The organism is Methylomonas sp. AM2-LC, assembly GCF_039904985.1.
GTDB lineage: Bacteria > Pseudomonadota > Gammaproteobacteria > Methylococcales > Methylomonadaceae > Methylomonas.
On sequence record NZ_CP157005.1, the window covers coordinates 1,762,034 to 1,784,447 of the forward strand.

Consider the following 22,414-nt stretch of genomic DNA (forward strand, 5'->3'; position numbering starts at 1 on the left):
TGATGTAAGAGGTGATAATGATTTCTGAAACTCTGGTGGAGTTGTCACGTTGGCAATTTGCCATCACAGCAATGTGTCACTTTTTATTTGTCCCTCTGACATTAGGTTTAGCTCTGATGCTGGCTGGTCTGGAATCACTGTATGTCATCACGACTAAAAGTTATTATCTCGATGCATGCAGGTTTTGGGGGCGGATATTTGTCATCAATTTTGCTTTAGGTGTTGTTACACGTTTAGCTCTGATGTTTCAATTTGGCAGTCATGGCTCTTATTTTTCCTATTATGTCGGTGATGTGTTTGCATTACCGTTAGCGGTTGAAATCCTCACTGTATTCTTTTTGACATGCTTGCTTTGTGGCCCCTACTGGTATGGATGGGAACGCTTGAGCAAATCACAACACCTGATGACTACCTGGTTACTCGTGTTAGCCGTTAATTTGTCAGCAATTTCCATACTGACAGCCAGTGCCTGGATGCAAAATCCGGTGGGTGCCACTTTCAATTATCAATCCTTTCGTATCGAACTGTCTGATCTCTCACAATTTCTGCATAATCCCATTATTTATAGCAAAGCATTACATAGCATTTCCGCCTGTTATGTAACGGCAGCGGCCACCGTGATGGCAATCAGTGCCAGTTTGTTATTAAAACAGGCAGATAATCAGGTGGCGCGTTGTAGTTTTAAACTGGCAGCACTAGTCGGATTAGTCTCTTCATTACTGGTGTGTGTTGGCGACAGCACGCCTGAATTAGGTACTCCAGTGCAAAACCTTAAGCTATCCGCTCTTAACAGTAGTGATATTAGCCAACAATTACCCTCTATCGAAATGCATATTCGCAATGGCATAAAAGCCTATGCCGTTTTAGAAGAACTGCGCGACGAGAAAACCGATCCGCAATTACAGGTGGATTTTCAACATTTTAATGCCGATCTGGGGTATGCCTTATTGCTGAAACACTGGACGGAGCATGTGACAGCAGCTACCGATCAGCAAATCGCAGATGCAGTTAAGTTTTGTTTGCCTGCTGCAGCCAACCGATTACATTGGTTAAATTGGCTGATGATGACGGTTGGCATTCTCAATATTGGTATATTTAGCGTCGCATTATGGAACAGTTACACTAAAAGTAAGTACGTTATGTGGTCATTAAAACTAAGTGTCTATCTAGCTCCTTTAAGTTGGCTGGCGTGTATAGCCGGTTGGTATATTGCTGAAGCGGGTATCCAGCCTTGGGCAATTGCGGGCGTGTTACCGACTTTTTTAAGTGTCTCGTCATTATCGATCCCCGATTTAGTCATTAGTCTGTTTACACAATACCTAGCTTTTTTGGGCTTATTGGCGGTAGGATTTTTTCTAATCCGGCAGTCGATCCAGATGCAAAATTCGAATATTGGCAATCAGGAGTTCATCCATGAATTATGATTACGAAACGTTACGTATCATTTATTGGGGAGTTCTGGTACTAAGCATCCTCGGCTTTGTATTATGCGAAGGCATCAATCTGGGTGTTGGTATGTTAGTGTATCTACTCGGAAAAAATACTGAGGTGGCTAAAGTTGCCATTGCCAGTGTTGCGCCGACTTCATTATTACAACTTGCCTGGTTAATGGCGGTCATTGCAGTATTATTTGCAACCTGGCCCATAGTCTATGCGGTGATTTTCTCCTGTTTACCTTGGTTGTTGCTCATTATGCTATTGGCTTGGCTACCTAGACCAGTCGGTTTTTTATTTAGAGATGCGAGTGACAAAGCCGCTTGGCAGAACAATTGGGATAAGGTTCTCAGTGTCAGTAGCTTTTTAATCACCGCCATCTTAGGGGTTATTGCTGGCAATTTACTTAAAGGCATTCCTTTTCATCTTGATAGTGATATGCGGATTTTTTTTCTGGGAGATGTGTGGGGTTTGCTTAATCCCTTTGCATTATTGGTAGCATTAATTAATCTGACATTATTACTGTTTTATGCAGCCAGTTTTCTGCAACTAAAAGTAGGTGAAGATATTTCTAAACACTGTCAACCTTGGATTTTAAAGGCAGGCGTGGCGTTTATGCTGCTATTCGCTTTGGCCGGATTATGGTTGATGCATCTGGAGGGCTATCATATTAATTCGGAAATAATGACTAATGCCGATTCAAATCCACTACATAAATTTGTTAAACGCAGTGAAGGTTTGTGGCTGGATAATTATGAACATCTACCCGTGTTATGGTTGTTACCAGGATTAGTGTTCAGTTCGACAATAGCTACACTTTATTTTTCTGCAAAGCGACAGCTTTATTACTGGGCGTTTATAGCCGCTAGTGTTGCTGTTACCGCCACAGTGTTAACGCTGGCTGTCTCCATGTTTCCCTTTTTGTTGCCATCCAATCGTTCCTTGAATAGTTCATTAACACTATGGGATGCCAGTGCCAGCTTTAACACCTTAACCACATTATTAGGGGTGGTGGTGTGTGCATTGCCTATCATGGCTTTGACTAGTCGTTTTGCTTTTTCGCAACCCAGCAAAACTAGTGAGTAGATTATTGCACTGCTAAAGACGTGTTATGAATAAATAACCTTATATTTGCTAGTAAAATAAGTAGGTGTGCTAATGTGTATTGATAGTAACTAGGCCGTTGGCTAAAGTTGATCTAAATCGTTTTTGCTATTAAAACAGGATGCTAATTATGAACGTACTTCCCGTCACAGCTCAGGAACTGGAAAATATTAATGCTTATTGGCGCGCCTGCAATTATCTGGCAGCCGGTATGATCTATTTGCGTGATAACCCATTACTGGAAGAACCTTTACAGCCAGAACATATAAAACGCAGATTACTAGGACACTGGGGATCGAGTCCTGGTTTGAGTTTTGTTTATATCCATCTTAATCGCCTGATTAATAAATACGATTTGAATTGTATCTTTTTGGCAGGTCCTGGGCATGGCGCGCCAGGCGTGTTGGCACCGGTATATTTGGAGGGAACTTACAGCGAAGTTTACCCCAATAAAGGTGAAGATAAAGAAGGTATGCTTAATTTCTTTAAGGAGTTTTCTTTTCCCGGTGGTATTGGCAGTCACTGCACACCGGAAACACCTGGCTCAATTCATGAGGGAGGGGAGTTGGGTTATAGTATATCCCATGCTTTTGGTGCAGCCTATGATAACCCCGATTTAATAGTTGCTGTCGTGGTGGGGGATGGCGAAGCAGAAACGGCACCTCTGGCCACTTCTTGGCATTCCAATAAATTTCTCAATCCGCTTCGCGATGGAGCAGTATTGCCGATTTTGCATTTGAACGGCTACAAGATCAATAATCCCAGCTTGTTATCACGTATTAGTCATACAGAGCTGGAACATCTGTTTCTGGGCTATGGGTGGAAGCCTTATTTTGTGGAGGGTAGTGATATACTCACTATGCATGCCAAAATGGCTGAGGTGATGGAAGCATGTGTGTTAGAAATTCAGCAGATCCAGACAGAAGCACGCAGTTCTGGAAAAGCTGTCCGTCCGCGTTGGCCAATGATTGTACTGCGGTCACCTAAAGGTTGGACTGGACCTAAAGAAGTCGATGGACATAAGGTGGAAGGTTTCTGGCGTGCGCATCAGGTACCGCTTGGTGGTGTACGTGAGCATCCCGAGCATTTGCAACAATTAGAGACATGGTTAAAAAGTTATAAGCCTGAAACCTTGTTTGATGCTCAGGGTCGCTTAATTCCAGAACTTAAAAAACTGGCTCCCCAGGGGGAACGGCGTATGAGTGCCAATTTGCATGCCAATGGTGGTCGATTGCGCAAGGCTCTACGTATGCCAGACTTTCGTGAATATCAGATAGCTCTGGAAAAGCCTGCCGTAAGTAGCGCCGAAAATACGCCACCCTTAGGTAAATTTCTGCGCGACATTATGTCTGCCAATATGCAAAATTTTCGGGTATTTGGTCCTGACGAAAATACGTCTAACAAACTGGATGCCATTTATACGGTCAGTAAAAAAACCTGGTTAGCTGACTATTTGCCAGAAGATAGTGATGGAGGCGAACTGTCTGTAGATGGTCGTGTCATGGAAATGCTGTCCGAACATACTTTAGAAGGCTGGCTGGAAGGCTATTTGCTCACCGGACGCCACGGTTTTTTTTCCACCTACGAAGCATTTGTACATGTCATAGATTCCATGTTTAACCAACATGCTAAATGGCTGGCAATGTCGAAAGCTGTACCCTGGAGGTCAGCAGTCTCTTCTCTTAATTTATTGATTACTTCAACTGTTTGGCGTCAAGATCATAATGGATTTACCCATCAGGACCCCGGTTTTCTGGATGTGGTCGTCAATAAAAGTCCTGCCGTTACACGTATCTATCTACCGCCTGATGTCAATACGCTGTTGGTGGTTAGTGATCATTGTTTACGTAGTACCGATTACATCAATGTCATCGTCTGTGATAAACAAAAACACTTACAATATCTGGATATGGATGCCGCCATTAAACACTGTACCAAGGGTATAGGCATCTGGGAGTGGGCGAGTAGTGATATTGGCTCCGAACCGGATTTGGTGATTGCCAGTGCTGGCGATATTCCTACCAAGGAAGCCTTGGCGGCCGTTGTGATTTTGCGCGAACACTTTCCGCAATTGAAAGTTCGTTTTATTAATGTTGTTGATCTTTACAAGCTGACGCCTGCAACCGAACATCCGCATGGATTATCGGATAAAGATTTCGATAGTTTGTTTACACTGGATAAACCCATATTATTTAATTTTCATGGTTATCCCTGGCTAATACACCGTTTGGCTTATCGACGTCATAATCATAAGAATTTGCATGTGCGGGGCTATAAAGAAAAGGGTAGTATTAATACGCCTTTAGAGTTGGCAATTCAAAACGAAATTGATCGCTTTAGTCTGGTGATTGACGTGATTGATCGCATTCCAGCTTTACATGTCGCGGGTGCGCACGTTAAAGAAAAAATGCGTGATATTCAAATTGAATGTCGTAGTTACGCTTACGAATATGGTATAGATCTCCCAGAGGTGGATAATTGGACTTGGCCATATTAAAAATAACTGGGTTGTTGGCTTTCGAAAAAATGTATTTAACTTGATTAGACTATGTTAGTTGTTAGACAAATTCTTTATTAAATATTATTTTCTAAACTAAAAAAAGCCCGCTTTAACATTGTTGAGTTAAAGCGGGCTTTTGAATCACTAAGTAAGTGATTATGCTAAACGCTGTTCAATTTAAAATATTTTGGTAAATAACCAATATAATGAACCAGATAGCAACATGGCAGAGGGTAATGTTAATACCCAAGCCATCGCTAAGTTACGCACCGTACTGAGTTGTAAACCCGATTTGTTAGCGGTCATAGCACCCGCTACTCCCGATGATAATACGTGTGTAGTTGATACTGGCAAACCAAACATATCAGCAGCACCAATAGTCGTCATTGCCACTAGTTCAGCTGAGGCGCCTTGCGCATAAGTAAGATGAGTTTTACCTATTTTTTCACCAACAGTTACCACAATTCTTTTCCAGCCTACCATAGTACCTAAGCCCAAGGCGATGGCAACGGTGACTTTTACCCATATGGGTATGAATTTAGTAGAATCGTCTATATCCTTTTTAAACGCTTTAATGTTGGCTTTAGTGTCGTCATCAAATTTGATGGGCTGTGTTTTTTCAAAAATCCGCAAAGTTTCAGAAGCAAGATACATATCATTCCGAACATTCGATACAGCTTCCATCGGTACATGCGCCAAACTGCCATACTGTTTAACCTGATCGCCTATATTGCCAACCATACTGGCCAGTCCTGCTAACACTTCCGGTTGATAATTTTTGGTGCGTACAAACTCAGAAAGCACTTTACGTGGGTCACTAGGTGCCGTAATGCTTACATTTTTCAATATAGATTCCTGAGTAACATGAGCAACTGCTGCAAACTGTGTCATGTGATCAATCGGCATAGCCCGATTTAAGGCGTAAGCCATGGGAACTGTACCTACTAAAATCAACATAATAAGTCCCATACCCTTTTGACCATCATTAGAGCCATGGGCGAAAGAAACACCCGTACAGGTCAAAATTAGTAATCCGCGTATCCAGATAGGGGGCGGGGTGTTGCCTTTGGGTTCTTCGTATAATTCGCGATTTTTTACTAACGCCTTTAGTAACAATAACAGTAAGGCGGCAAAACCAAAACCGATCATAGGTGAAAGCAGTAAAGAGTAGCCGACTTTAGTGGCTTGAGCCCAGTCTACGCCTGTGGTGCCATCACGGCCATGCATTAAAGCATTCGCAACACCCACGCCGATAATTGAGCCAATTAAGGTATGTGAAGATGACGCGGGTAAACCCAGCAACCAAGTACCTAAATTCCAGAGAATAGCGGCGATTAGTAGCGCAAAAACCATCGCAAAACCAGCGCTGGAGCCTACTTGTAAAATCAATTCAACAGGAAGTAAGGATATGATGCCAAAAGCAACGGTGCCACTGGAAACTAAGACGCCTAGAAAATTAAAAAATCCAGACCATAATACGGCGAAATTAGCGGGTAATGAATGGGTATATATGACAGTGGCAACTGCGTTGGCGGTATCGTGAAAACCGTTTACGAATTCAAAGCCTAAGGCAATTATTAGCGCAACACCCAATAAAAAGTAAGGCAGCCAGGTGATGGCTCTATCACCTGAGTCAGTGATGTCGCTGACTAAACTAAAGGCTGCAAAGCCTATACCAATAATCAGCATAACAACAAACAGGATAGCAGTCATGGTGCTGGGCTTATGATCCAGTTCCGGGCGTGTGTTCGATAAAGATGAGGCTGTACTGCTACTATAGCTCATAAAAAAACTCCAATTCAAAATAGACCCTGAATTGTACTAAGCGTTTGTTACGTTATTGTTACAGTTATCTGCCTTCCCATAAAGCTTTAGCCACGGTTAACCAAGGTTTAATCCTTACTTTAAGCCTAAACTTTTAGGTACCAGCATAAAAAAACGGCCTGTGGATTTCATCTGTCCGGCCATTTCGCCAGCTTGTAGCCCTTGTCCCCAAAACACATCCCCGCGTATCAGTCCTTTTATAGCACTTCCAGTATCTTGGGCCATGACCAGACGCTGAATGCGTTGCTGTCCACTGATGGGTGATAAATCGATCCATAGTGGTAGACCTAAAGGTAAAAAGCTATTGTCCACAGCCAAACTGTAGCCGGCTGTTAAAGGCGTATTCATGCTGCCTACTGGGCCATCGTTCGGTAAGGTCTCACTGAGACGAAAAAAAATTACGGACTGATTTTTCTGCATCAGGCTTTGTGCTTGTTCTGGGTGATGAATAATCCACTCGCGTATGCTTTGCATGGATATTTGTTCGAGAGGGATATAACCCTTTTCGACCAGCCAACGGCCAATTGCATAATATTGACGACCATTTTTAGCGGCGAAGCTTAGCGCTTGTACACGCCCGTCCTCCAAAATGACTTTTCCTGACCCTTGTATTTCCATGAAAAAGGCATCAATTTCATTATCTACCCATAAAAGTTCAGCATTTTTGCCCAGCAACGCGCCAGCAGAAATTTCGGCACGGTCATAATAAGGCAGCAACTGGCCATTTTGCATACGCCCCACCATTTCACCCTTCTTGACTAAATCATGCGGTATGCCGTAAATGGGAACATGATAACGACGGCTTTTTTGAAATGAACCGTGCAGCTCAGGTAGATAATAACCGGTAAATAAACCTTCAAAATTGTTATGCTCAGATACCGCAAAGGGCTTAAACCAAGTTTCGAAAAATTGTTTTTCTTTACCTTTAGGCACATTGATTGAACACAACCGTTTCCAGTCACCCAAACGACCTAAGGGCAATAAAGGGCTAAGCACTTTATCGTTCGCCTGTAGTTGCCAACTGGCACAAGAATGTTGGAATGCATTGTAAGCCTGATTGTGATTATCTAGCTCCCAGCCTGGCAGATTATTAAATTCAGTCGCATAAAGTTGTATTGTTTCACTACCACTAAGATTGATGGCAGTTCCCAATTTAAATGGTGTTTCTGTATTGGTATTAGAACGGGGTAAAGTTGCAGTTGCTGGAGTGTTGTGAGTGTTAGAGCAAGCAGGGAGAATTAAACTTAACAGCAGAAACATTAAAACGTTATATTGCAAGGCATGCTGCATAGATAGGGTGGGGGTAAGAATAAATTGTAAATTCTATATACTATATTCTATCTGGAAATTTAGTATATCAGTTTCAATTTTATCTTACAGTGAAGGGCAAAGTTCGACCTAGGCTGTATAAAAACGTAAAAATATAATACAAAAATTAAATTATTCACCACTTGACTGGTTATTTAATTCTCTCAAGCAAGATAAATCTCCATCCAGACATAAAAATAATCAGATAAATAGATTTATTTTTCCACCATGTTTTTGGATTTTACGTTTTTACACAGCCTGGACCCATTCTTGACTGTCACTTTCTCCAAACCGGCTAGTCAGCCAAGCCAGATTCTGAAAATGGAGGGCTACAAAGCAGCCGTTGGCGACCTCACACAAATGGCCACTTTCTTGTCACTGAATACCCTAAAAATTATAGAAATTGAATGTCCGTTTTCTGCACAAAATCTAACACCGACTTTGTACTGGTAACGCCCTGCCTGTAAGGATGTTGGTGCGCTGATAACTAAATCCAAGCCATCTTCATCAAGTTGATTCAATCGATTGCATTCACTGTCGCCGACTAATTCCAGTTCTATCTGTGGTCGTTCTTGCTGAAATTCAGCGAAGAATGGACTTAAATGGTGTGCGACGATTGTCGTCATCACTCCGATGCAAAGTGGCACAGTATTTAAGCGGCTGAAACGCACAGCCTCTGATTTGACAGCCTGTGTCTTACGTACTATTTCGCGTATAGAAGATTCGATCAAACGTCCTAAAGCCGTCAACCGACATCCCCTGCGGTCTCGGCTAAATAGCTCACCGCCAATTTCTTAATTGCTTGCGTCAGTGAGGGTTGGGTCACATAAGTTGATTGTGCAGCGCGAGTGAACGACCCTTTATCGCAGACGGCCAGAAAATAGCGAATTTGTTGTATTTCCACAGCTTGCCTTCTTTTATAAATAGGAAAAACCTATTATTCTATAGAAAAATGGTATTTTACAATTGGCCTAATTCATTGTTTAATATAAACACTCAGTAACATAAATATATGATATTCATATGAAATCTGAAAAATAAACGTAATGTACCCTACGCCAACAGATTTAAAAACTTTTGAACATCGTTATGCTGATGAGCATGTACCTATGGCTGTCGAAAAGCTGGCTGGCAAAACACGAGTTGTCGCCTCATTGATACTTTCCAATGTAGACAAATCTGCAGCGCAATTTCATCGGATTGCCGAGGTTTATTTTCCATCGATCGATGAATTAAAGGCTTGTCTGAATTCATCTGGCGGTCAAGAAGCAGCTCAACATGCCGTTGAGATTTCTAGCGGTGGTGAGCCGTTGTTTCTAATCTCCGAGGTGGAAACCTTTGATTTCTAAACCGACCATCTGAATTAACATAATCACAGAGGGAGCAAATCAATGTCTAACTCTATCAACAAACTAAATAAGTTGGCTTATAAGCGCATTCGCTGGCTGAGTCTGCTGTCTGTTATCTTTTTGGTCGGATTAATGCCGACTATTGTCCAAGCGCATCGCGGTGCGCCCGACGAGGCCGATGCTTGCGTTACGAGGGTTGGTTTTGAACGAGTCCATTTTACGGCCTATACCCCGACTCTGTCAGGGAATCGGGAATATTGCAGCATCATTCCCGAAATCGGCCCAACTAATTTGGTGTTCGACTACGAAGGTAAAAGACTGCGCGATGTCAGCGTGGAATTCGAAATCACCAAAGAACATGAAGGACAAAGGGTTTTTTATCAGCAGCCGAAAAAAGTTAAAAACGGCACTTTCAATAGTTTGGTCGATTTTAGTCAGTTTGGTGCTGGGAATTATTTGGCTCACATCGCTATTGTCGACAAGGATAAGCGTCTTGACACTCATATTCCGTTCTCTGTTGGTCTGGAATCGGTTCCTGGAAAAAGCTATATGCTGCAAATTGTGATGATCGGGAGCTTGTTGTTACTGGCTTATATATTACTGAAGTTAGCGAATAAAGAAGCGCCCAATCACTCACCTGAGGCATGATCGAATGGTACAGGCGAGTCAAACGAACTTAGGGGGAATATGACTATGAATATGACTCAATTAAAGGTTTATCTTTTAAGAATTAATTCTTGGCAGAAAGTGCTATTAGGGTTACCGATATTAGTAATAGTTGTCATGCTTTTGATGGATCACAGTGGCGACTCGGTAGAATTGGGGCAAGCTGTGTATCGGCCTGAGATACTGCAACGTCTTTGCAAAGCTGATCAACTAAGTGGAGACGCTGGAGAGACTTATGGCGAAGAAACCGAAAACGGTATCAAATACAATGTCCGCACTCCAGCCAATTATGATGCATCCGTTGCCCACCCACTATTACTGGTATTTTCACCGGCGGGATCGAATCGGGCTAAAACAGAAAAAACAACTGGGTTCACTTTTCCTGCTACCCAAGCCGGTTTCATCGTGGCCTATGCGGATCATCCAGAATTATCACCCAGCACTACCGTAGAATTAGGCACTATTCCCAGTTTAATGGCTAAAAAGTGGTGTATTGATAAAAAACAAGTCTATGTTACAGGACATTCCGATGGAGGGACTACGGCGATGGCATTAGCGTTTATGACTGGCACACGACATATCCTACGTGCTATTGCGCCGAGCGCCGCAGGGATTGCATATGATGATTTACGCGACCGCAGATGCCCTGAACCCTTGTCGGTTATGGTTATGCACAGCAGTAAGGATCGCCTGTTTCCTGGTTATGGTCAGCAAGCGGTGGGTTGGTGGGCGGCTTGTAATAAATGTGATCCTATTCCAGATAAAATCGCAAATGGTTGCTCCTCTTATTCAGGGTGTGCCGGGGGCGTAAAAACGTTGTACTGTGAAGGTGATAAAATCCATTCACATTGGCCCGAGCGAAGTCAGGATATTATCGATTTTTTTGTGTCGGCGACTCAAATTAGCCCACAGGCAAAGTGAAATTGGCTCTATATGAATCGTAGTGGGTGCAAAGGAAAACACGGAAGCAAACGGGTGAACTGGATTCCATCTCGGGTCTGCTCCTTTTGGTGGCTGAACAGTTGGTTGGCAACCGACCCGGACGCGTAGAGCCATCGAACGATACCCCAACCCGTAGCCGAATGCCGGACAGCCGATTGGGTTATCTGATGTGTTAATCAGATTATTTAGTTGGCTATTGTATTCTGTATTAGTTGGGCTCGATAGTACCGATATCTACATATCATTGGATTAGGCATTTTAGAATGCCTGATATTCGAAACATAAGCTGATGAATTTAACGATGCAAAACTACGGTTCAAGTTTTGAGTGAGCACAGTTTTGTGCCCACTCACTTTTTTTAAACCTGTGTTTGCAAAATATTATTGGTCGCAGATACAGAGCTATTGCCTTGGGCTAAGTCCGATTGAATTTGCTGTAAAAAACTTTGCAAAGTGACAGGTATACTGCCCGGTGCTGAACTTTGGGTGGTAGTATCAGTTGCCGACGAACCATTAGTGGCTGTGCTGCTGATTGTTCCACCTAATGCATGCACAAGGTTAGAAAAGTCATTTTGTAGAGTTGTCAATGAACTGTTGCTGCTATTACCATTGCTATTGTTACCGAGTGAACTGATCAGGTTGGATAAATTGCTATCAAAACTGCTATAAGCCGATGACGTAGCAGATACTGAAGAACTACTGTTATCACTATCGCCATCGCTATCAGTACCCGTAGAGCTGTTGGTCGATTGAGTGCCTTGCTGCCCTAGAACTTGATGTAAGTCATGTAAAAAGGTATACAAAGCCTGTTGAGCGTCGTTCGGGGTAGTGGTGGTCGAAGAAGTGTTTAAACCTTGAACAGAATTAGAACCACTATCAGAATTATTATTGCTTGTGCTGCTATTATTGGATAAAGCTGATAAATTTAATCCTAAGCTACCCAGAGATTGCAAAACGTTTTGTAAGAAACTGTTGCTATCTTGATGGTGGCCATGCTTACCAATACCCGAAGCACTACTGTTAGTAGTTTCTATCGAGATGCTAGACGTGGTCGTGACACTAAACTGATAGGTCTCAAGGCTTGCTGAACCAATGGATGAGATTGACATAATTTTCCCCTTAAATTATAAAGGATGATAATGAGTAAGCATTTTTAATGTTAGTTTTATGCTGGTACACTATCACTATCGGCGGCTGTTAAAATAACTTTAATTTTAAAATCGATTTTTGCGTTGTTTTTTTATTTTTGGCCATGTTTAAGCTTATTAATCTTTAAAATGCGTAATGCAGTTCACAAATTAATGCAAGCTTGACACGATAACCGTTCAAAGCTGACTATCTTTGTGTACAATGGTCGCTAATCCATACACATTGCTTTTAAGAAAATGGCATGCACGAAATCTCTCTGTGCGAAAGTGTTTTACAGGTGTTGGAACAACAAGCGCCCGTACAAAATTATCAAAAGGTCAAAACTGTCTGGTTAGAGATAGGCATTTTGTCAGGTATTGATATTGATGCGTTACGCTTTGGTTTTGATGTCGTTATGTAGGGTTCACTGGCCGATAAAGCCCGGTTGGAAATTATTCAAATTCCTGCTGAAGCGTGGTGTATGCTCTGCAAACAGACAGTCGCTATAGTACAGCTCTATGATCTGTGTCCCCTGTGTGGCAGTCATCAACTACAGGTGAGTAATGGTCAATAAATGCGAATCAAAGAGTTGGAGGTGGAATAATGTGTAGCGTATGTGGTTGCGGAACATTAGGACATAGCCACTCTGCTGAGCACGCTCTGGATGATCATCAGCCAGTTCACCCTTATGTGTTTACACCGCTGGCGCAACATGCACATGTTTCAGGATTAACTCAGGCACGTATGGTGCAAATTGAGCAGGACATCCTGACGAAAAATAATCAATATGCTCAAGAAAACCGTCAGTTTTTTTCTGAACGAGCCATGCTGGTTTTAAACTTGGTGTCTAGTCCTGGTTCTGGTAAAACTTCTCTACTGACGGAAACTATCCATCGATTAGTCGGACAAGTTGATATGGCTGTTATTGAGGGCGATCAACAAACCAGTCGTGATGCCGAACGTATTCGTGCCACAGGTGTTCCAGCCCTGCAAATAAATACCGGTAAAGGCTGCCATCTGGATGCGCAGAGGGTGGGGACTGCTCTGAAACAACTGCCAATGCAAACGGCTAGCCTATTGTTTATCGAAAATGTCGGTAATCTGGTCTGTCCTTCTGCGTTTGATCTAGGCGAGGCACATAAAGTAGTGATACTTTCGGTCACAGAGGGAGAAGATAAACCCATCAAATACCCCGATATGTTTTATGCAGCAGATCTCATGCTGTTGAATAAAATCGATTTATTACCTTATCTGGATTTCGATGTGGAGCAATGTATACAGTTTGCAAGGCAAGTAAACCCTAGTATACAAGTGATCTCTGTGTCGGCTAAAACAGGGGAGGGCATGCAAGACTGGATAAAATGGCTAGAGGATGAAAGAGTGCAACAAGGGATATCTAATGCTTAATTTCCAATTTGCCGCCCTGTTAAGGCAAGTACTATGTGTCTAGCCATTCCTGCGCAAATTATCAGTATCGATATTGAGAAAAATAGTGCTATTGCCGCTGTAGAAGGTGTTGAAATAGAAGTCTCTCTGGCTTTGTTAGACGAAGTGCTGCTAGGTGATTACGTGCTGATACATGTCGGTTATGCATTACAAAAAATCGATGAGCAGGAAGCATTAAAAACCTTGGCTTTATTTGCCGAGGCGGGTCTGGAAGCCGGGGATGAAATACATCAGTGAATTTCGTCAGCAAGATTTGGCGAAACAACTGGCGAAAACTATTGTTCAAACTGTAAATCCACAACGCCAATATCGTTTAATGGAATTTTGTGGTGGACACACTCACGCTATCTTTCGATATGGTGTGCAGGATATGATGCCAGCCAATGTAGAATTCATTCACGGGCCAGGTTGTCCGGTGCGCGTTTTACCTATCGGACGCATTGATAACGCACTACAACTGTTACAGGAACACGAGGTTATTCTCTGTACCTACGCTGATTTAATGCGAGTGCCAGCCAGTGGTCGTAACACCCTGCTCAAAGCTAAAGCAGCAGGGGCGGATATACGCATGGTGTATTCTACTCAAGATGCTTTAAAAATTGCCAGTCAAAATCCGCATAAGCAAGTTGTTTTTTTCGCCATAGGCTTTGAAACCACCACGCCAGCTACTGCAGTCGCCTTAGAACAGGCCAAAGCATTAAGGCTGACAAATTTTTCGGTATTTTGTAATCATGTCTTAACACCCGCTGCCACGCACGCTATTCTCGATGCACCGCAACCAATTGCTATTGATGGCTTTCTCGGGCCCTCGCATGTGAGTAGTGTCATCGGTAGTCAACCTTACCAAGAGTTTGCTAATCGGTATGGCAAACCGATAGTGATTGCCGGCTTTGAACCGCTGGATGTCATGCAATCCGTGCTGATGCTGATTCGTCAATTGAATAGTGGTCGCAATGAAGTGGAGAATGAATATACCCGTGCCGTAACCCCGGCTGGCAACCTTAAAGCACAAGCTCTAATGAGCCAAGTTTTCGCAGTACGGCCACAGTTTGAATGGCGCGGTTTGGGCATGATTGCCATAAATCGTCCCTTTTTCGTGCAGAGACATTAGATTGTGAAAAATCGCTACCCTTCAACCTTAAATATCACTAGCGGTAATATAGACTTAAGTCATGGTGCTGGTGCTGGTGGTAGGGCAATGACACAGTTAATTGACGGTCTGTTCGTCAAACATTTTGATAACGAGTAGCTACGGCAAGCCAACGATCAGGCATTGTTTGCCACGCAACAAGGACGTATGGTAATAAGTACCGATGTTCGCCACTGTTTTTTCCGGGTGGCGATATTGGCTGCTTGTCTGTTTACGGTACTGTGAATGACATTGCCATGTCTGGAGCCAAGCCGCTTTATCTGGCTGCTGGCTTTATTCTGGAAGAGGGATTTCCTTTAGCTGATCTGGAAAAAATAGTGATCAGTATGGCTGCTGCCGCTCGCCAAACAGGAACTCCGATTATTACAAGCGATACCAAAGTGGTTGAACGTGGTAAAGCAGATGGTGTGTTTATTACGACTACGGGGGTAGGGGTTGTTCCATTTGGGGTTACTATCTCCGCCAATCGAGCACACCCCGGCTGTGTTATTTTACTCAGTGGTTCTATTGGTGATCATGGTGTCGCCGTTATGGCTAGTCGCAGAAAATCTGCAATTTGGCACGCAACTGCGTTCGGATTCTGCGCCTTTACATACTTTGGTGTCTGTTATGTTGGATGCTGCACAGACAGATGTCTATTGTTTACGCGATCCTACCCGAGGTGGTTTGGCAGCAGTCTTGAATGAATTAGCGCAACAATCGGGTGTAGGGATGTTAATTGACGAAAATTGTATTCCTGTTAAAAACGATGTTAAAGCAGCTTGTGAAATACTGGGTTTAGACCCCTTGTATATCGCTAATGAAGGTAAATTAGTTTGTATCTGTTCTGCTGCTGCCGCACAACCATTGTTAACGGCCATGCGCCAACACCCACTTGGTAAAGAGGCAATGCAAATCGGTACAGTACAAGGGGACGCACAGCGGTTTGTGCAAATGAAGACTGCTTTTGGTGGTCGGCGTATTATTGATTGGCCGGTTGGGGAGCAGTTGCCGCGAATTTGCTGAGAAAAACTGTCCAACCGTTAAAATTTGGCTGTATCGAAAATGTATAGTAGTTAAAGTTAAATTGTGGTAATCAAATTATTAACTATACAAGTCTAACGGTTTTGTAGTACAAACTATAACGAACAAATTAACGGTCAAAATCTTTTTATGAAAATAAAATACCTACTGCTTGTTTTCTTGGTCGGTAATGCTAATCCTGTCATGTGTGATGACTATACGACTACACAATATTTAACCGATATTTTTATCTATAGGCCAGGTGGTACATTATTAACCTTACTTGGAACCAGCGCGTTTATTGCCACTTCGCCGGGTGCTTTACTGGTTACATTATTACCGCCACACAATGCCATTTTAGAAACTGCAGACAATATGATAGTTGAGCCCTTTAAGGATACATTCTATAGACCAGTGGGATCGGCTTATCCATTGATGTAAAAAATTACGCGCTTTGTGCTTTTATACAATAGCATTGCGTTTACATGAGTACCTAATAATCCCATTTTATTTCATTGGGTTTGCAAATTGAATAGGGTAGAAAGTTATGATGTTAGTACGCCTAGCAAAAAACCACTCAACACCGTAAATGCTAAAAAAACTTTACCATGAGTCCATTGCCCTGTTTCCAGAAAATAGATTTATCTATTTTGTGCAACGATGGATATTTGTTCTGTATTGTTTACCTGTTTTTCCTCGCGTCAGTCTTTGGCTGCAGGCCGTAGATAATCCAATATTATTTCGTGAACTTGCTCAGAGACCTAAAATACGGGAATTTATTTATCGACCTTATCTAAATCGGTACTGGACGCTTGAGGAGAGACTAAGTGCTATTGAAAATCATTACCGACTGATTGCTAAAAATATCCCCTTTTTGGATTTAGCCTCTGTTGAGTGCATGGAACTTGCGTATTTTAAAGAAAGTGATGGTGTACTGCGCGTGATTATTGATCGACCAGAATGGATGAGACGGGAAGGGGAGCTAGGTCTTAGTTTTTTTTGGGGAATTGATCGGATATATACGGTCATGTTTATATTTGCTGGCGATGCGGCCAATATGAAGATTCTGGTTGGTAACATTCAGGGTGATTGTAGGGATAGAGCCAATGTATACAAAAAACTGACTAAAAATTTTCATGGCATGCGTCCTCGGGATTTTCTGATACAAGTGCTGAAAATAGTAGGTGGTATTTTAAATCGTAATGAAATCCTTGGCGTTTCTGATAAAGCCCATCGAAATAGTCACTGGTTTTCCAGAGCAAAAAAAATCGCTATCTATGATTCAATGTGGCAGGAACAGAATGGTTTCAGAAACAAAAGTGGTTTTTTTTCCATGGGTACGGGGATAGAAAAGCGTAATGAAAGGGACATACCTGCAAGAAAACGGGCACTTTATCGGCGAAGGTATCAATTTCTTGAAGCAATGCAAATACAGTTAACAGAAGTCATAAGATCAGACCCTACTCCTCCCAAAATGCATATTGACGAAATGCATACAGGTTTTTTAACAGGAAAGTATGATTAAATTAAAGTAATTAACCCCTATTTACTAAGCCAGGACCCGACAATTAACATGAATGGGGCGCTTGATATTTGAGGCAAAATTAAGCTGAAATCGGTTCAGCGTTTAGTTTGTTGCTACGCAGCTTTAACATGAGTTCAGATAATCCTAACAAGAGCATTAACCATTGTTCAGCCTCTGGTGTGTGATGCCGCAGGATAAAAAGAGGTAATGGTTGGAGTGATGACATTGTTAGAAAAATACGGCGCATTACAGCCCGAAAACTTACCATTTAGGTCAAAAAATTGATATTTATCATCCACTTGTACTCGCGTTTTGATATGCCAAACCACCTAAGCTTAGGGCTAACGTGTTGCCGTTATAGTTGACAAGACTATCATTTGAGGTTCCGTTAAAACTAATAGCACCAGCAGCAAAGGCCGGGTTATAGCAACAGATCCACTTTTGTGCAGCCAAGGCGTTTGGCGGCGTATCTTGTTAACTAGGTTTTTATGGTCTGCTTAGCTGGCGGCTATGTTAACAAGGCAAGTTTCGTGTTTAATATAGGTATGTTTACTTAGTTTATGAGAATGCCGATTGCTACAATTAATGTTGTACAGCAGGGCATTTGTCTTAGCTCTGGTTTTTTAAAAGAGACTAATCAAAAATAATAGTTTCAGCCTCATGTAAAACTGCTAACATTTTAGTCTTTTGCTGTTTATTAGCTCATAAATCTAAGGAATTGGAGAATCCAATGTTTCATCACCAGTATCGTGCAGATATCGATGGGTTAAGAGCCATAGCCGTTCTTGCCGTGGTTGCTTTTCATGTTTTTCCTGGCGCTATTCCAGGTGGCTTTATTGGTGTAGATATTTTTTTTGTAATCTCAGGCTTTTTAATAAGTGGCATTTTAATAAGAAGCTTTGAAAATGAAAACTTCAGCTATAAAGAGTTTTATGCGCGCAGAATAAACAGAATTTTCCCGGCCTTAATTTTAGTAATGGGCATAAGCTTGGCCTTTGGTTGGTTTGTATTGATGTCTGATGAGTACAAGCAATTAAACAAACATACTGCTGGAGGGGCAGGGTTTATATCTAACTTTATATTGTGGGAAGAAGCGGGGTATTTTGACACTGAGGCTGATAAAAAACCATTGTTACATCTTTGGTCATTAGCGATTGAAGAACAATTTTATATCTTTTAGCCCTTATTATTAGGCGTTTTTTGGAATAAAAAATTCCATTTTCTGGCTATAACCCTCATTATTGCTTGTGCATCGTTTTTGTTCAATTTATACGCAGTGTCCGAGCACAGTACAGCTGCCTATTACTCTCCCTTTAATCGATTTTGGGAGCTGATGATAGGCGGGATATTAGCCTGGATAACGATCCACAAACCCCACTATCTGACTAGCAAAAATAATTGGTATTCGGGTATTGGTCTGCTTCTGATAGTTTTAGGCTTTTTCTTTATCAATCAACGCAGGGAGTTTCCTGGTTGGTGGGCATTATTACCGACTCTAGGTGCTTTTTTTATTATTGCTGCTGGCAAGAACGCATGGATAAATAAATATGTTTTAGGACATACAGGCTTAGTCAGTATTGGGCTAATTAGCTATCCTATCTATTTATGGCACTGGCCATTAATTGCCTACGCGCATATTTTTGGAACTGAAATTCAATTCAATATTCAGTTTCGGCTAATGTTAATTGTTAGTAGTATCGTATTGGCCTATTTTACGTATATTTTTATAGAAAAAAAGTTTAAAAAAATCACGTATCAATCATCTGTTATCTTGTTTGTCAGTAATGTAGCTTTGCTTTTGCTTGGCATAACAAGTTATGAACTTAATCTAAAGCCCCGTAACAGTCAGAGTGGCATTGAGTCCATAGTAAATGCGACGAATGAAGGGGTGTCAAAACGTGATTTAATGCCAATTAAGTTTGAAAGTCAGGTCTTTTATACCAAAATGGCGGGCAATGAAAAAGTCGTTATGTATGGTGATTCTCATATGGAACAATATATTCCCAGAGTTGTTAAACTACTTGATGATCATCAACAAGGCAGTAAAACTGCCGTATTTGTTACAAAACCAGGTTGCCCGCCAATGCCCGATGTCTATAGCCAGGTCGCGTTGGATTTTGGTGAGTGTGTCAAATTTCGTGAAGAAAGTTTAAACTATATATTAAGCGATGATATACAGTCTGTCGTGGTAACGGCATGTTGGAATTGTTATTTTATTGAAGGGCTGGATTATAAGGATTTATATTATTTAAACGCAGATAATAAAGTTTATTTTAACGAAGTGGGTGGTGCCGATCTTGGGTTAAAATCGTTAGAGAATTTTTTGTTACACTTAAGCGCACATAAAAAGGTTTATCTATTACTTGATAATCCGGCTGGTGAATCATTTAATCCGAAAAACTATTGGTCAGGTTCGCGTATAAATGAAATTCAAGTTAAATTTCCGACTACCAAAATAAAACTGGATGATAAACAAAATCAACTTAGATATAAATTGTTGGAGATAGCCCATCGTACCAATGTTATCGCTATTGATCCGATTGCGGAGCTTTGTAAAAATGATGAGTGTTTGTTTTTATTAGAAAATAATGTGCCTATTTATAAAGACAATAATCATTTGCGACCTTCGTATATAAAAACCGCTATTGATTATCTTGATGTAGCTATTATTAGTGACTCGATACCTGCAAAATAATGCGTATCAGGCAGGGTAATAAATAAAAAAATGGGCACGTCCTTGTGCCCTCAGTTGAGGAGGAGGCTCAACCTTTTAAGAAGCTTGCCATAATGCCTTCTGGATCAATTCCTTGGTGAGGATATTGTTCCCACAGACCACCACAGCCTTCTTTATGTGTGCCTATATGAGTGTATTTAGGCGCATATCCTCTTTCCAATAACCAAGTACCCATACGACTACCCAATCCGGTTTTGCGATTAAATGCTTCAACCACTAACACGCGTGGAGAGTTACCAATTTTAGCCAGCATTTCTTCATCAACCACATTCAATGTTGGTTTATTGATTAGACCTACATCGATACCTTGTTGTTTTAAACGTTCAACGGCATCCAATGAGCGATATAAAGCGTCACCGAAGCTAACAATATAACCTTGGGTACCTTCGCGGATTACTTCATCTTTACCAGGGACAAATTTGTAATCGCCACCAAAAAACTCCTGACCTTTACTATCCAGAATAGTGGGGACTTTAGAGCGGGTGGAAAACACAAAGCGTAAACCTGGATCAAAAAATATTGATTCCAGACACGCTTTCATTTGCAATGGATCTGCTGGGAAATACAGATTGGTAGCATAACCATCACTCAAACCATTGTCGGCGAAAAAGTTATTTAAGCCAAAGTGACAGGTATTGTCTGCCATATCATCAATACCGGAATGCGAGTAATGACTTAATACATTGGAATTGTTCAATCTGGCCATAGTAATTTCGGAAAGTGTCATTTCCAGAAACGCACTAAAGGTACCAAAAATACCTTGCTTGCCTTTTTCCATACCAAAACCGGCAGCAGCTGAGAAATTTCCGCGTTCCATGATGCCAGAAGCAATAAAAATTTCTGGGAAAGCATCGTGAATTTTCTTTAAACCACAAGAACCTTCCAAATCGCTGTCAATTACCCGAACTTTTTCCAAACGTTCTGCTGGGCTAAGACGGCTCAATATAGCCACAGCAGCATCACCAAACACATTGCGGTTTGCATCCCATTTATCACTGGAACCAAGGAAAACTGCGTCATTTTTAGGTGCTTTAACGCCCTTAAGAAATTCAACAGCCTCTGTTCTGCCTTTGGCTTCCAGATACTCCAGTGCCACTTTTACTGACACAACATCGTGGCCGTGGGTAGAACCTTCAAGGCCAGCTATGCCAGGACACATAGGGCGGTGATTGATTACCGCAACTGGACCTGGGGTATTGATGGCGGTTACGATGCGTTGGTAAAGGTCATCAATATCTTCGCCATTGCCTTCTAATACAGTTAGTCCATGTCCCGCCAGCGTTTTTGCGGTAGAGCAACCACCTAAGTATTTTGAAGGGTGTCCAGCTATGGTGACATCGTTATCGTCGATAATCAGTTTAACATTCAGGTTTTGTGCAACTGCCAAGCGGGCAGCTTCTGCATCATTACCTTCCTGCTGCGAACCATCCGAACCTAAACAAAACAATATTTTATTAGGGTTGGCAATGGCTACACCGTTAACATATGGCCACATATGGCCTAAACGACCCGAGCTAAATTTAACACCAGGAGTAAAGCCTAATTCTGGATGACCCGGTAAGTGTGAGTGTGCCGCACGGTATTGAGTCAAACGTTCGGCAGGTAAGTCACCATTAAGGGTAGACATTAAATATTGAGTAGCAACCCGATGTCCAGCTTCGTCGAAGAAAATGGGTACGAATTGTTCGGCTGCTCCGCGAAACAAGGCATCCATAATGACTACTTCTGGTACGGTATCATAGGGGCCGCCGGTATGACCACCTACACCACGCGCAGCACCCGTCGCAGTGAAAAATACAATAGCATCGCGGCAAAGTTGAATATTCGCTTGTAAAGCTGTGCGTTGTTCGGCAGTTAATGTTGGATTGCCTGGATTTAAACTAATACGCTGATAAGCGCTTAGATCAATGGGAAAAGTTGCCATAGTAATACCCTTTAGGTAAGGCTTTTTTAGTTATAAACAGGCGCTGAGTCGTTGCGCTGTCGCTCCACATCACAGTGCGGCAGTTAAATAAAGTAACCACCAATAATGTGAATTTGTTGTGGGTTTTTTACAAATACTGATGCTTTTTATACAAAAGCTTCGCTTTATACCCCACACTTAAATTTCACTTTTCTATGCTGCTCCGCCAACCTTACACCTTATCAATCCTTTTATGCAAGAATTTTAGTCACTACTCCACATAATCAACTGACTACAAGGCTTTCGCAAGGATTTTTTAGGTCAAAAATTTCCCTAAAAATCACTTCAGTTAAACAAGATTCTAATGAAATAAACTCTTAGATTAAAGGCTATTGACGCA

Annotated in this window: 22 protein-coding genes and 1 pseudogene; 17 read left to right on the forward strand and 6 right to left on the reverse strand. The window is 41.8% G+C overall.

Features of this window, described 5'->3' with window-relative positions:
- Positions 1-17: 17 nt before the first annotated feature.
- The 3 genes from ABH008_RS07955 (at position 18) to ABH008_RS07965 (ending at position 5,035) form a co-directional block, all read left to right on the forward strand.
- Positions 18-1,424, forward strand: coding sequence for a cytochrome ubiquinol oxidase subunit I (locus tag ABH008_RS07955; protein ID WP_347989320.1), 1,407 nt, complete (start codon positions 18-20; stop codon positions 1,422-1,424).
- Positions 1,414-2,520 carry a cytochrome d ubiquinol oxidase subunit II gene (cydB, locus tag ABH008_RS07960; protein ID WP_347989321.1) on the forward strand — a complete coding sequence of 369 codons (1,107 nt, stop codon included), beginning with the start codon at positions 1,414-1,416 and terminating at the stop codon, positions 2,518-2,520. The genes ABH008_RS07955 and cydB overlap by 11 nt, the downstream gene beginning before the upstream one ends.
- 148 nt (positions 2,521-2,668) lie before the next feature.
- Positions 2,669-5,035, forward strand: a complete 2,367-nt coding sequence (locus ABH008_RS07965; protein ID WP_347989322.1) for a phosphoketolase family protein — start codon at positions 2,669-2,671, stop codon at positions 5,033-5,035.
- A 180-nt stretch (positions 5,036-5,215) separates the two neighbouring features.
- Here the strand turns inward: ABH008_RS07965 and ABH008_RS07970 are convergent, their stop codons facing one another.
- The 4 genes from ABH008_RS07970 to ABH008_RS07985 all read right to left on the reverse strand — a co-directional run bounded on the left by ABH008_RS07970 (position 5,216) and on the right by ABH008_RS07985 (position 9,074).
- Positions 5,216-6,823 carry an inorganic phosphate transporter gene (locus ABH008_RS07970; protein WP_347989323.1) on the reverse strand — a complete coding sequence of 536 codons (1,608 nt, stop codon included), beginning with the start codon at positions 6,821-6,823 and terminating at the stop codon, positions 5,216-5,218.
- Between the two features lie 114 nt (positions 6,824-6,937).
- Positions 6,938-8,140 (reverse strand): MltA domain-containing protein, encoded by a 1,203-nt coding sequence (locus ABH008_RS07975; protein ID WP_347989324.1) that lies wholly within the window; start codon positions 8,138-8,140, stop codon positions 6,938-6,940.
- A 359-nt stretch (positions 8,141-8,499) separates the two neighbouring features.
- Positions 8,500-8,919 carry a LysR substrate-binding domain-containing protein gene (locus ABH008_RS07980; RefSeq protein WP_347989325.1) on the reverse strand — a complete coding sequence of 140 codons (420 nt, stop codon included), beginning with the start codon at positions 8,917-8,919 and terminating at the stop codon, positions 8,500-8,502.
- On the reverse strand, positions 8,916-9,074 hold the full coding sequence (locus ABH008_RS07985) for a LysR family transcriptional regulator (RefSeq protein ID WP_347989326.1): 159 nt from the start codon (positions 9,072-9,074) through the stop codon (positions 8,916-8,918). The genes ABH008_RS07980 and ABH008_RS07985 overlap by 4 nt, the downstream gene beginning before the upstream one ends.
- A gap of 142 nt (positions 9,075-9,216) precedes the next feature.
- Between ABH008_RS07985 and ABH008_RS07990 the strand changes: the two genes are divergently transcribed.
- From ABH008_RS07990 to ABH008_RS08000, 3 genes are read left to right on the forward strand one after another with little or no spacing between them, the layout of a single operon-like run.
- On the forward strand, positions 9,217-9,519 hold the full coding sequence (locus tag ABH008_RS07990; RefSeq protein WP_347989327.1) for an EthD family reductase: 303 nt from the start codon (positions 9,217-9,219) through the stop codon (positions 9,517-9,519).
- A gap of 42 nt (positions 9,520-9,561) precedes the next feature.
- On the forward strand, positions 9,562-10,167 hold the full coding sequence (locus ABH008_RS07995; protein ID WP_347989328.1) for a hypothetical protein: 606 nt from the start codon (positions 9,562-9,564) through the stop codon (positions 10,165-10,167).
- 45 nt (positions 10,168-10,212) lie between these two features.
- Entirely contained in the window at positions 10,213-11,106 is an 894-nt protein-coding gene (locus ABH008_RS08000) for a poly(3-hydroxybutyrate) depolymerase (RefSeq protein WP_347989329.1), read from the forward strand.
- Positions 11,107-11,485: 379 nt separating this feature from the next.
- Here the strand turns inward: ABH008_RS08000 and ABH008_RS08005 are convergent, their stop codons facing one another.
- Entirely contained in the window at positions 11,486-12,235 is a 750-nt protein-coding gene (locus tag ABH008_RS08005; RefSeq protein ID WP_347989330.1) for a hypothetical protein, read from the reverse strand.
- Positions 12,236-12,516: 281 nt separating this feature from the next.
- Between ABH008_RS08005 and hypA the strand changes: the two are divergent.
- The 11 genes and pseudogenes from hypA (at position 12,517) to ABH008_RS08060 (ending at position 20,072) form a co-directional block, all read left to right on the forward strand.
- A pseudogene (gene hypA / locus ABH008_RS08010) lies at positions 12,517-12,828 on the forward strand (hydrogenase maturation nickel metallochaperone HypA).
- A gap of 29 nt (positions 12,829-12,857) precedes the next feature.
- Complete coding sequence (gene hypB / locus ABH008_RS08015) at positions 12,858-13,661, forward strand: hydrogenase nickel incorporation protein HypB (protein ID WP_347989331.1); 804 nt, start codon at positions 12,858-12,860, stop codon at positions 13,659-13,661.
- Between the two features lie 33 nt (positions 13,662-13,694).
- Positions 13,695-13,937 carry a HypC/HybG/HupF family hydrogenase formation chaperone gene (locus ABH008_RS08020; protein WP_347989332.1) on the forward strand — a complete coding sequence of 81 codons (243 nt, stop codon included), beginning with the start codon at positions 13,695-13,697 and terminating at the stop codon, positions 13,935-13,937.
- Positions 13,921-14,811, forward strand: a complete 891-nt coding sequence (hypD, locus tag ABH008_RS08025) for a hydrogenase formation protein HypD (RefSeq protein WP_347989333.1) — start codon at positions 13,921-13,923, stop codon at positions 14,809-14,811. The genes ABH008_RS08020 and hypD overlap by 17 nt, the downstream gene beginning before the upstream one ends.
- Positions 14,812-14,814: 3 nt before the next feature.
- Positions 14,815-14,949 carry a hypothetical protein gene (locus ABH008_RS08030; protein ID WP_347989334.1) on the forward strand — a complete coding sequence of 45 codons (135 nt, stop codon included), beginning with the start codon at positions 14,815-14,817 and terminating at the stop codon, positions 14,947-14,949.
- A 104-nt stretch (positions 14,950-15,053) separates the two neighbouring features.
- Complete coding sequence (locus tag ABH008_RS08035) at positions 15,054-15,536, forward strand: AIR synthase related protein (RefSeq protein ID WP_347989335.1); 483 nt, start codon at positions 15,054-15,056, stop codon at positions 15,534-15,536.
- Positions 15,418-15,855 carry an AIR synthase-related protein gene (locus ABH008_RS08040; RefSeq protein WP_347989962.1) on the forward strand — a complete coding sequence of 146 codons (438 nt, stop codon included), beginning with the start codon at positions 15,418-15,420 and terminating at the stop codon, positions 15,853-15,855. Before ABH008_RS08035 ends, ABH008_RS08040 begins: the two co-directional genes overlap by 119 nt.
- Before the next feature lie 147 nt (positions 15,856-16,002).
- Positions 16,003-16,293, forward strand: coding sequence for a hypothetical protein (locus ABH008_RS08045; protein ID WP_347989336.1), 291 nt, complete (start codon positions 16,003-16,005; stop codon positions 16,291-16,293).
- Positions 16,294-16,441: 148 nt separating this feature from the next.
- Positions 16,442-17,377 (forward strand): DUF535 family protein, encoded by a 936-nt coding sequence (locus ABH008_RS08050; protein ID WP_347989337.1) that lies wholly within the window; start codon positions 16,442-16,444, stop codon positions 17,375-17,377.
- A gap of 730 nt (positions 17,378-18,107) precedes the next feature.
- Positions 18,108-18,557, forward strand: coding sequence for an acyltransferase (locus ABH008_RS08055; RefSeq protein ID WP_347989338.1), 450 nt, complete (start codon positions 18,108-18,110; stop codon positions 18,555-18,557).
- Between the two features lie 498 nt (positions 18,558-19,055).
- Positions 19,056-20,072, forward strand: coding sequence for an SGNH hydrolase domain-containing protein (locus ABH008_RS08060; protein ID WP_347989339.1), 1,017 nt, complete (start codon positions 19,056-19,058; stop codon positions 20,070-20,072).
- Positions 20,073-20,139: 67 nt separating this feature from the next.
- Here the strand turns inward: ABH008_RS08060 and ABH008_RS08065 are convergent, their stop codons facing one another.
- Positions 20,140-22,035, reverse strand: coding sequence for a transketolase C-terminal domain-containing protein (locus ABH008_RS08065; protein WP_347989340.1), 1,896 nt, complete (start codon positions 22,033-22,035; stop codon positions 20,140-20,142).
- Between the last annotated feature and the right edge of the window lie 379 nt (positions 22,036-22,414).

Coding starts and splice junctions, on each gene's coding strand:
- ABH008_RS07955 (WP_347989320.1), top strand. CDS start 18: ATGATTTCTGAAACTCTGGTGGAGTTGTCACGTTGGCAATTTGCCATC.
- cydB (WP_347989321.1), top strand. CDS start 1,414: ATGAATTATGATTACGAAACGTTACGTATCATTTATTGGGGAGTTCTG.
- ABH008_RS07965 (WP_347989322.1), top strand. CDS start 2,669: ATGAACGTACTTCCCGTCACAGCTCAGGAACTGGAAAATATTAATGCT.
- ABH008_RS07970 (WP_347989323.1), bottom strand. CDS start 6,823: ATGAGCTATAGTAGCAGTACAGCCTCATCTTTATCGAACACACGCCCG.
- ABH008_RS07990 (WP_347989327.1), top strand. CDS start 9,217: ATGTACCCTACGCCAACAGATTTAAAAACTTTTGAACATCGTTATGCT.
- ABH008_RS07995 (WP_347989328.1), top strand. CDS start 9,562: ATGTCTAACTCTATCAACAAACTAAATAAGTTGGCTTATAAGCGCATT.
- ABH008_RS08000 (WP_347989329.1), top strand. CDS start 10,213: ATGAATATGACTCAATTAAAGGTTTATCTTTTAAGAATTAATTCTTGG.
- ABH008_RS08005 (WP_347989330.1), bottom strand. CDS start 12,235: ATGTCAATCTCATCCATTGGTTCAGCAAGCCTTGAGACCTATCAGTTT.
- hypB (WP_347989331.1), top strand. CDS start 12,858: ATGTGTAGCGTATGTGGTTGCGGAACATTAGGACATAGCCACTCTGCT.
- ABH008_RS08020 (WP_347989332.1), top strand. CDS start 13,695: ATGTGTCTAGCCATTCCTGCGCAAATTATCAGTATCGATATTGAGAAA.
- hypD (WP_347989333.1), top strand. CDS start 13,921: ATGAAATACATCAGTGAATTTCGTCAGCAAGATTTGGCGAAACAACTG.
- ABH008_RS08045 (WP_347989336.1), top strand. CDS start 16,003: ATGAAAATAAAATACCTACTGCTTGTTTTCTTGGTCGGTAATGCTAAT.
- ABH008_RS08050 (WP_347989337.1), top strand. CDS start 16,442: ATGCTAAAAAAACTTTACCATGAGTCCATTGCCCTGTTTCCAGAAAAT.
- ABH008_RS08055 (WP_347989338.1), top strand. CDS start 18,108: ATGTTTCATCACCAGTATCGTGCAGATATCGATGGGTTAAGAGCCATA.
- ABH008_RS08060 (WP_347989339.1), top strand. CDS start 19,056: ATGTTAATTGTTAGTAGTATCGTATTGGCCTATTTTACGTATATTTTT.
- ABH008_RS08065 (WP_347989340.1), bottom strand. CDS start 22,035: ATGGCAACTTTTCCCATTGATCTAAGCGCTTATCAGCGTATTAGTTTA.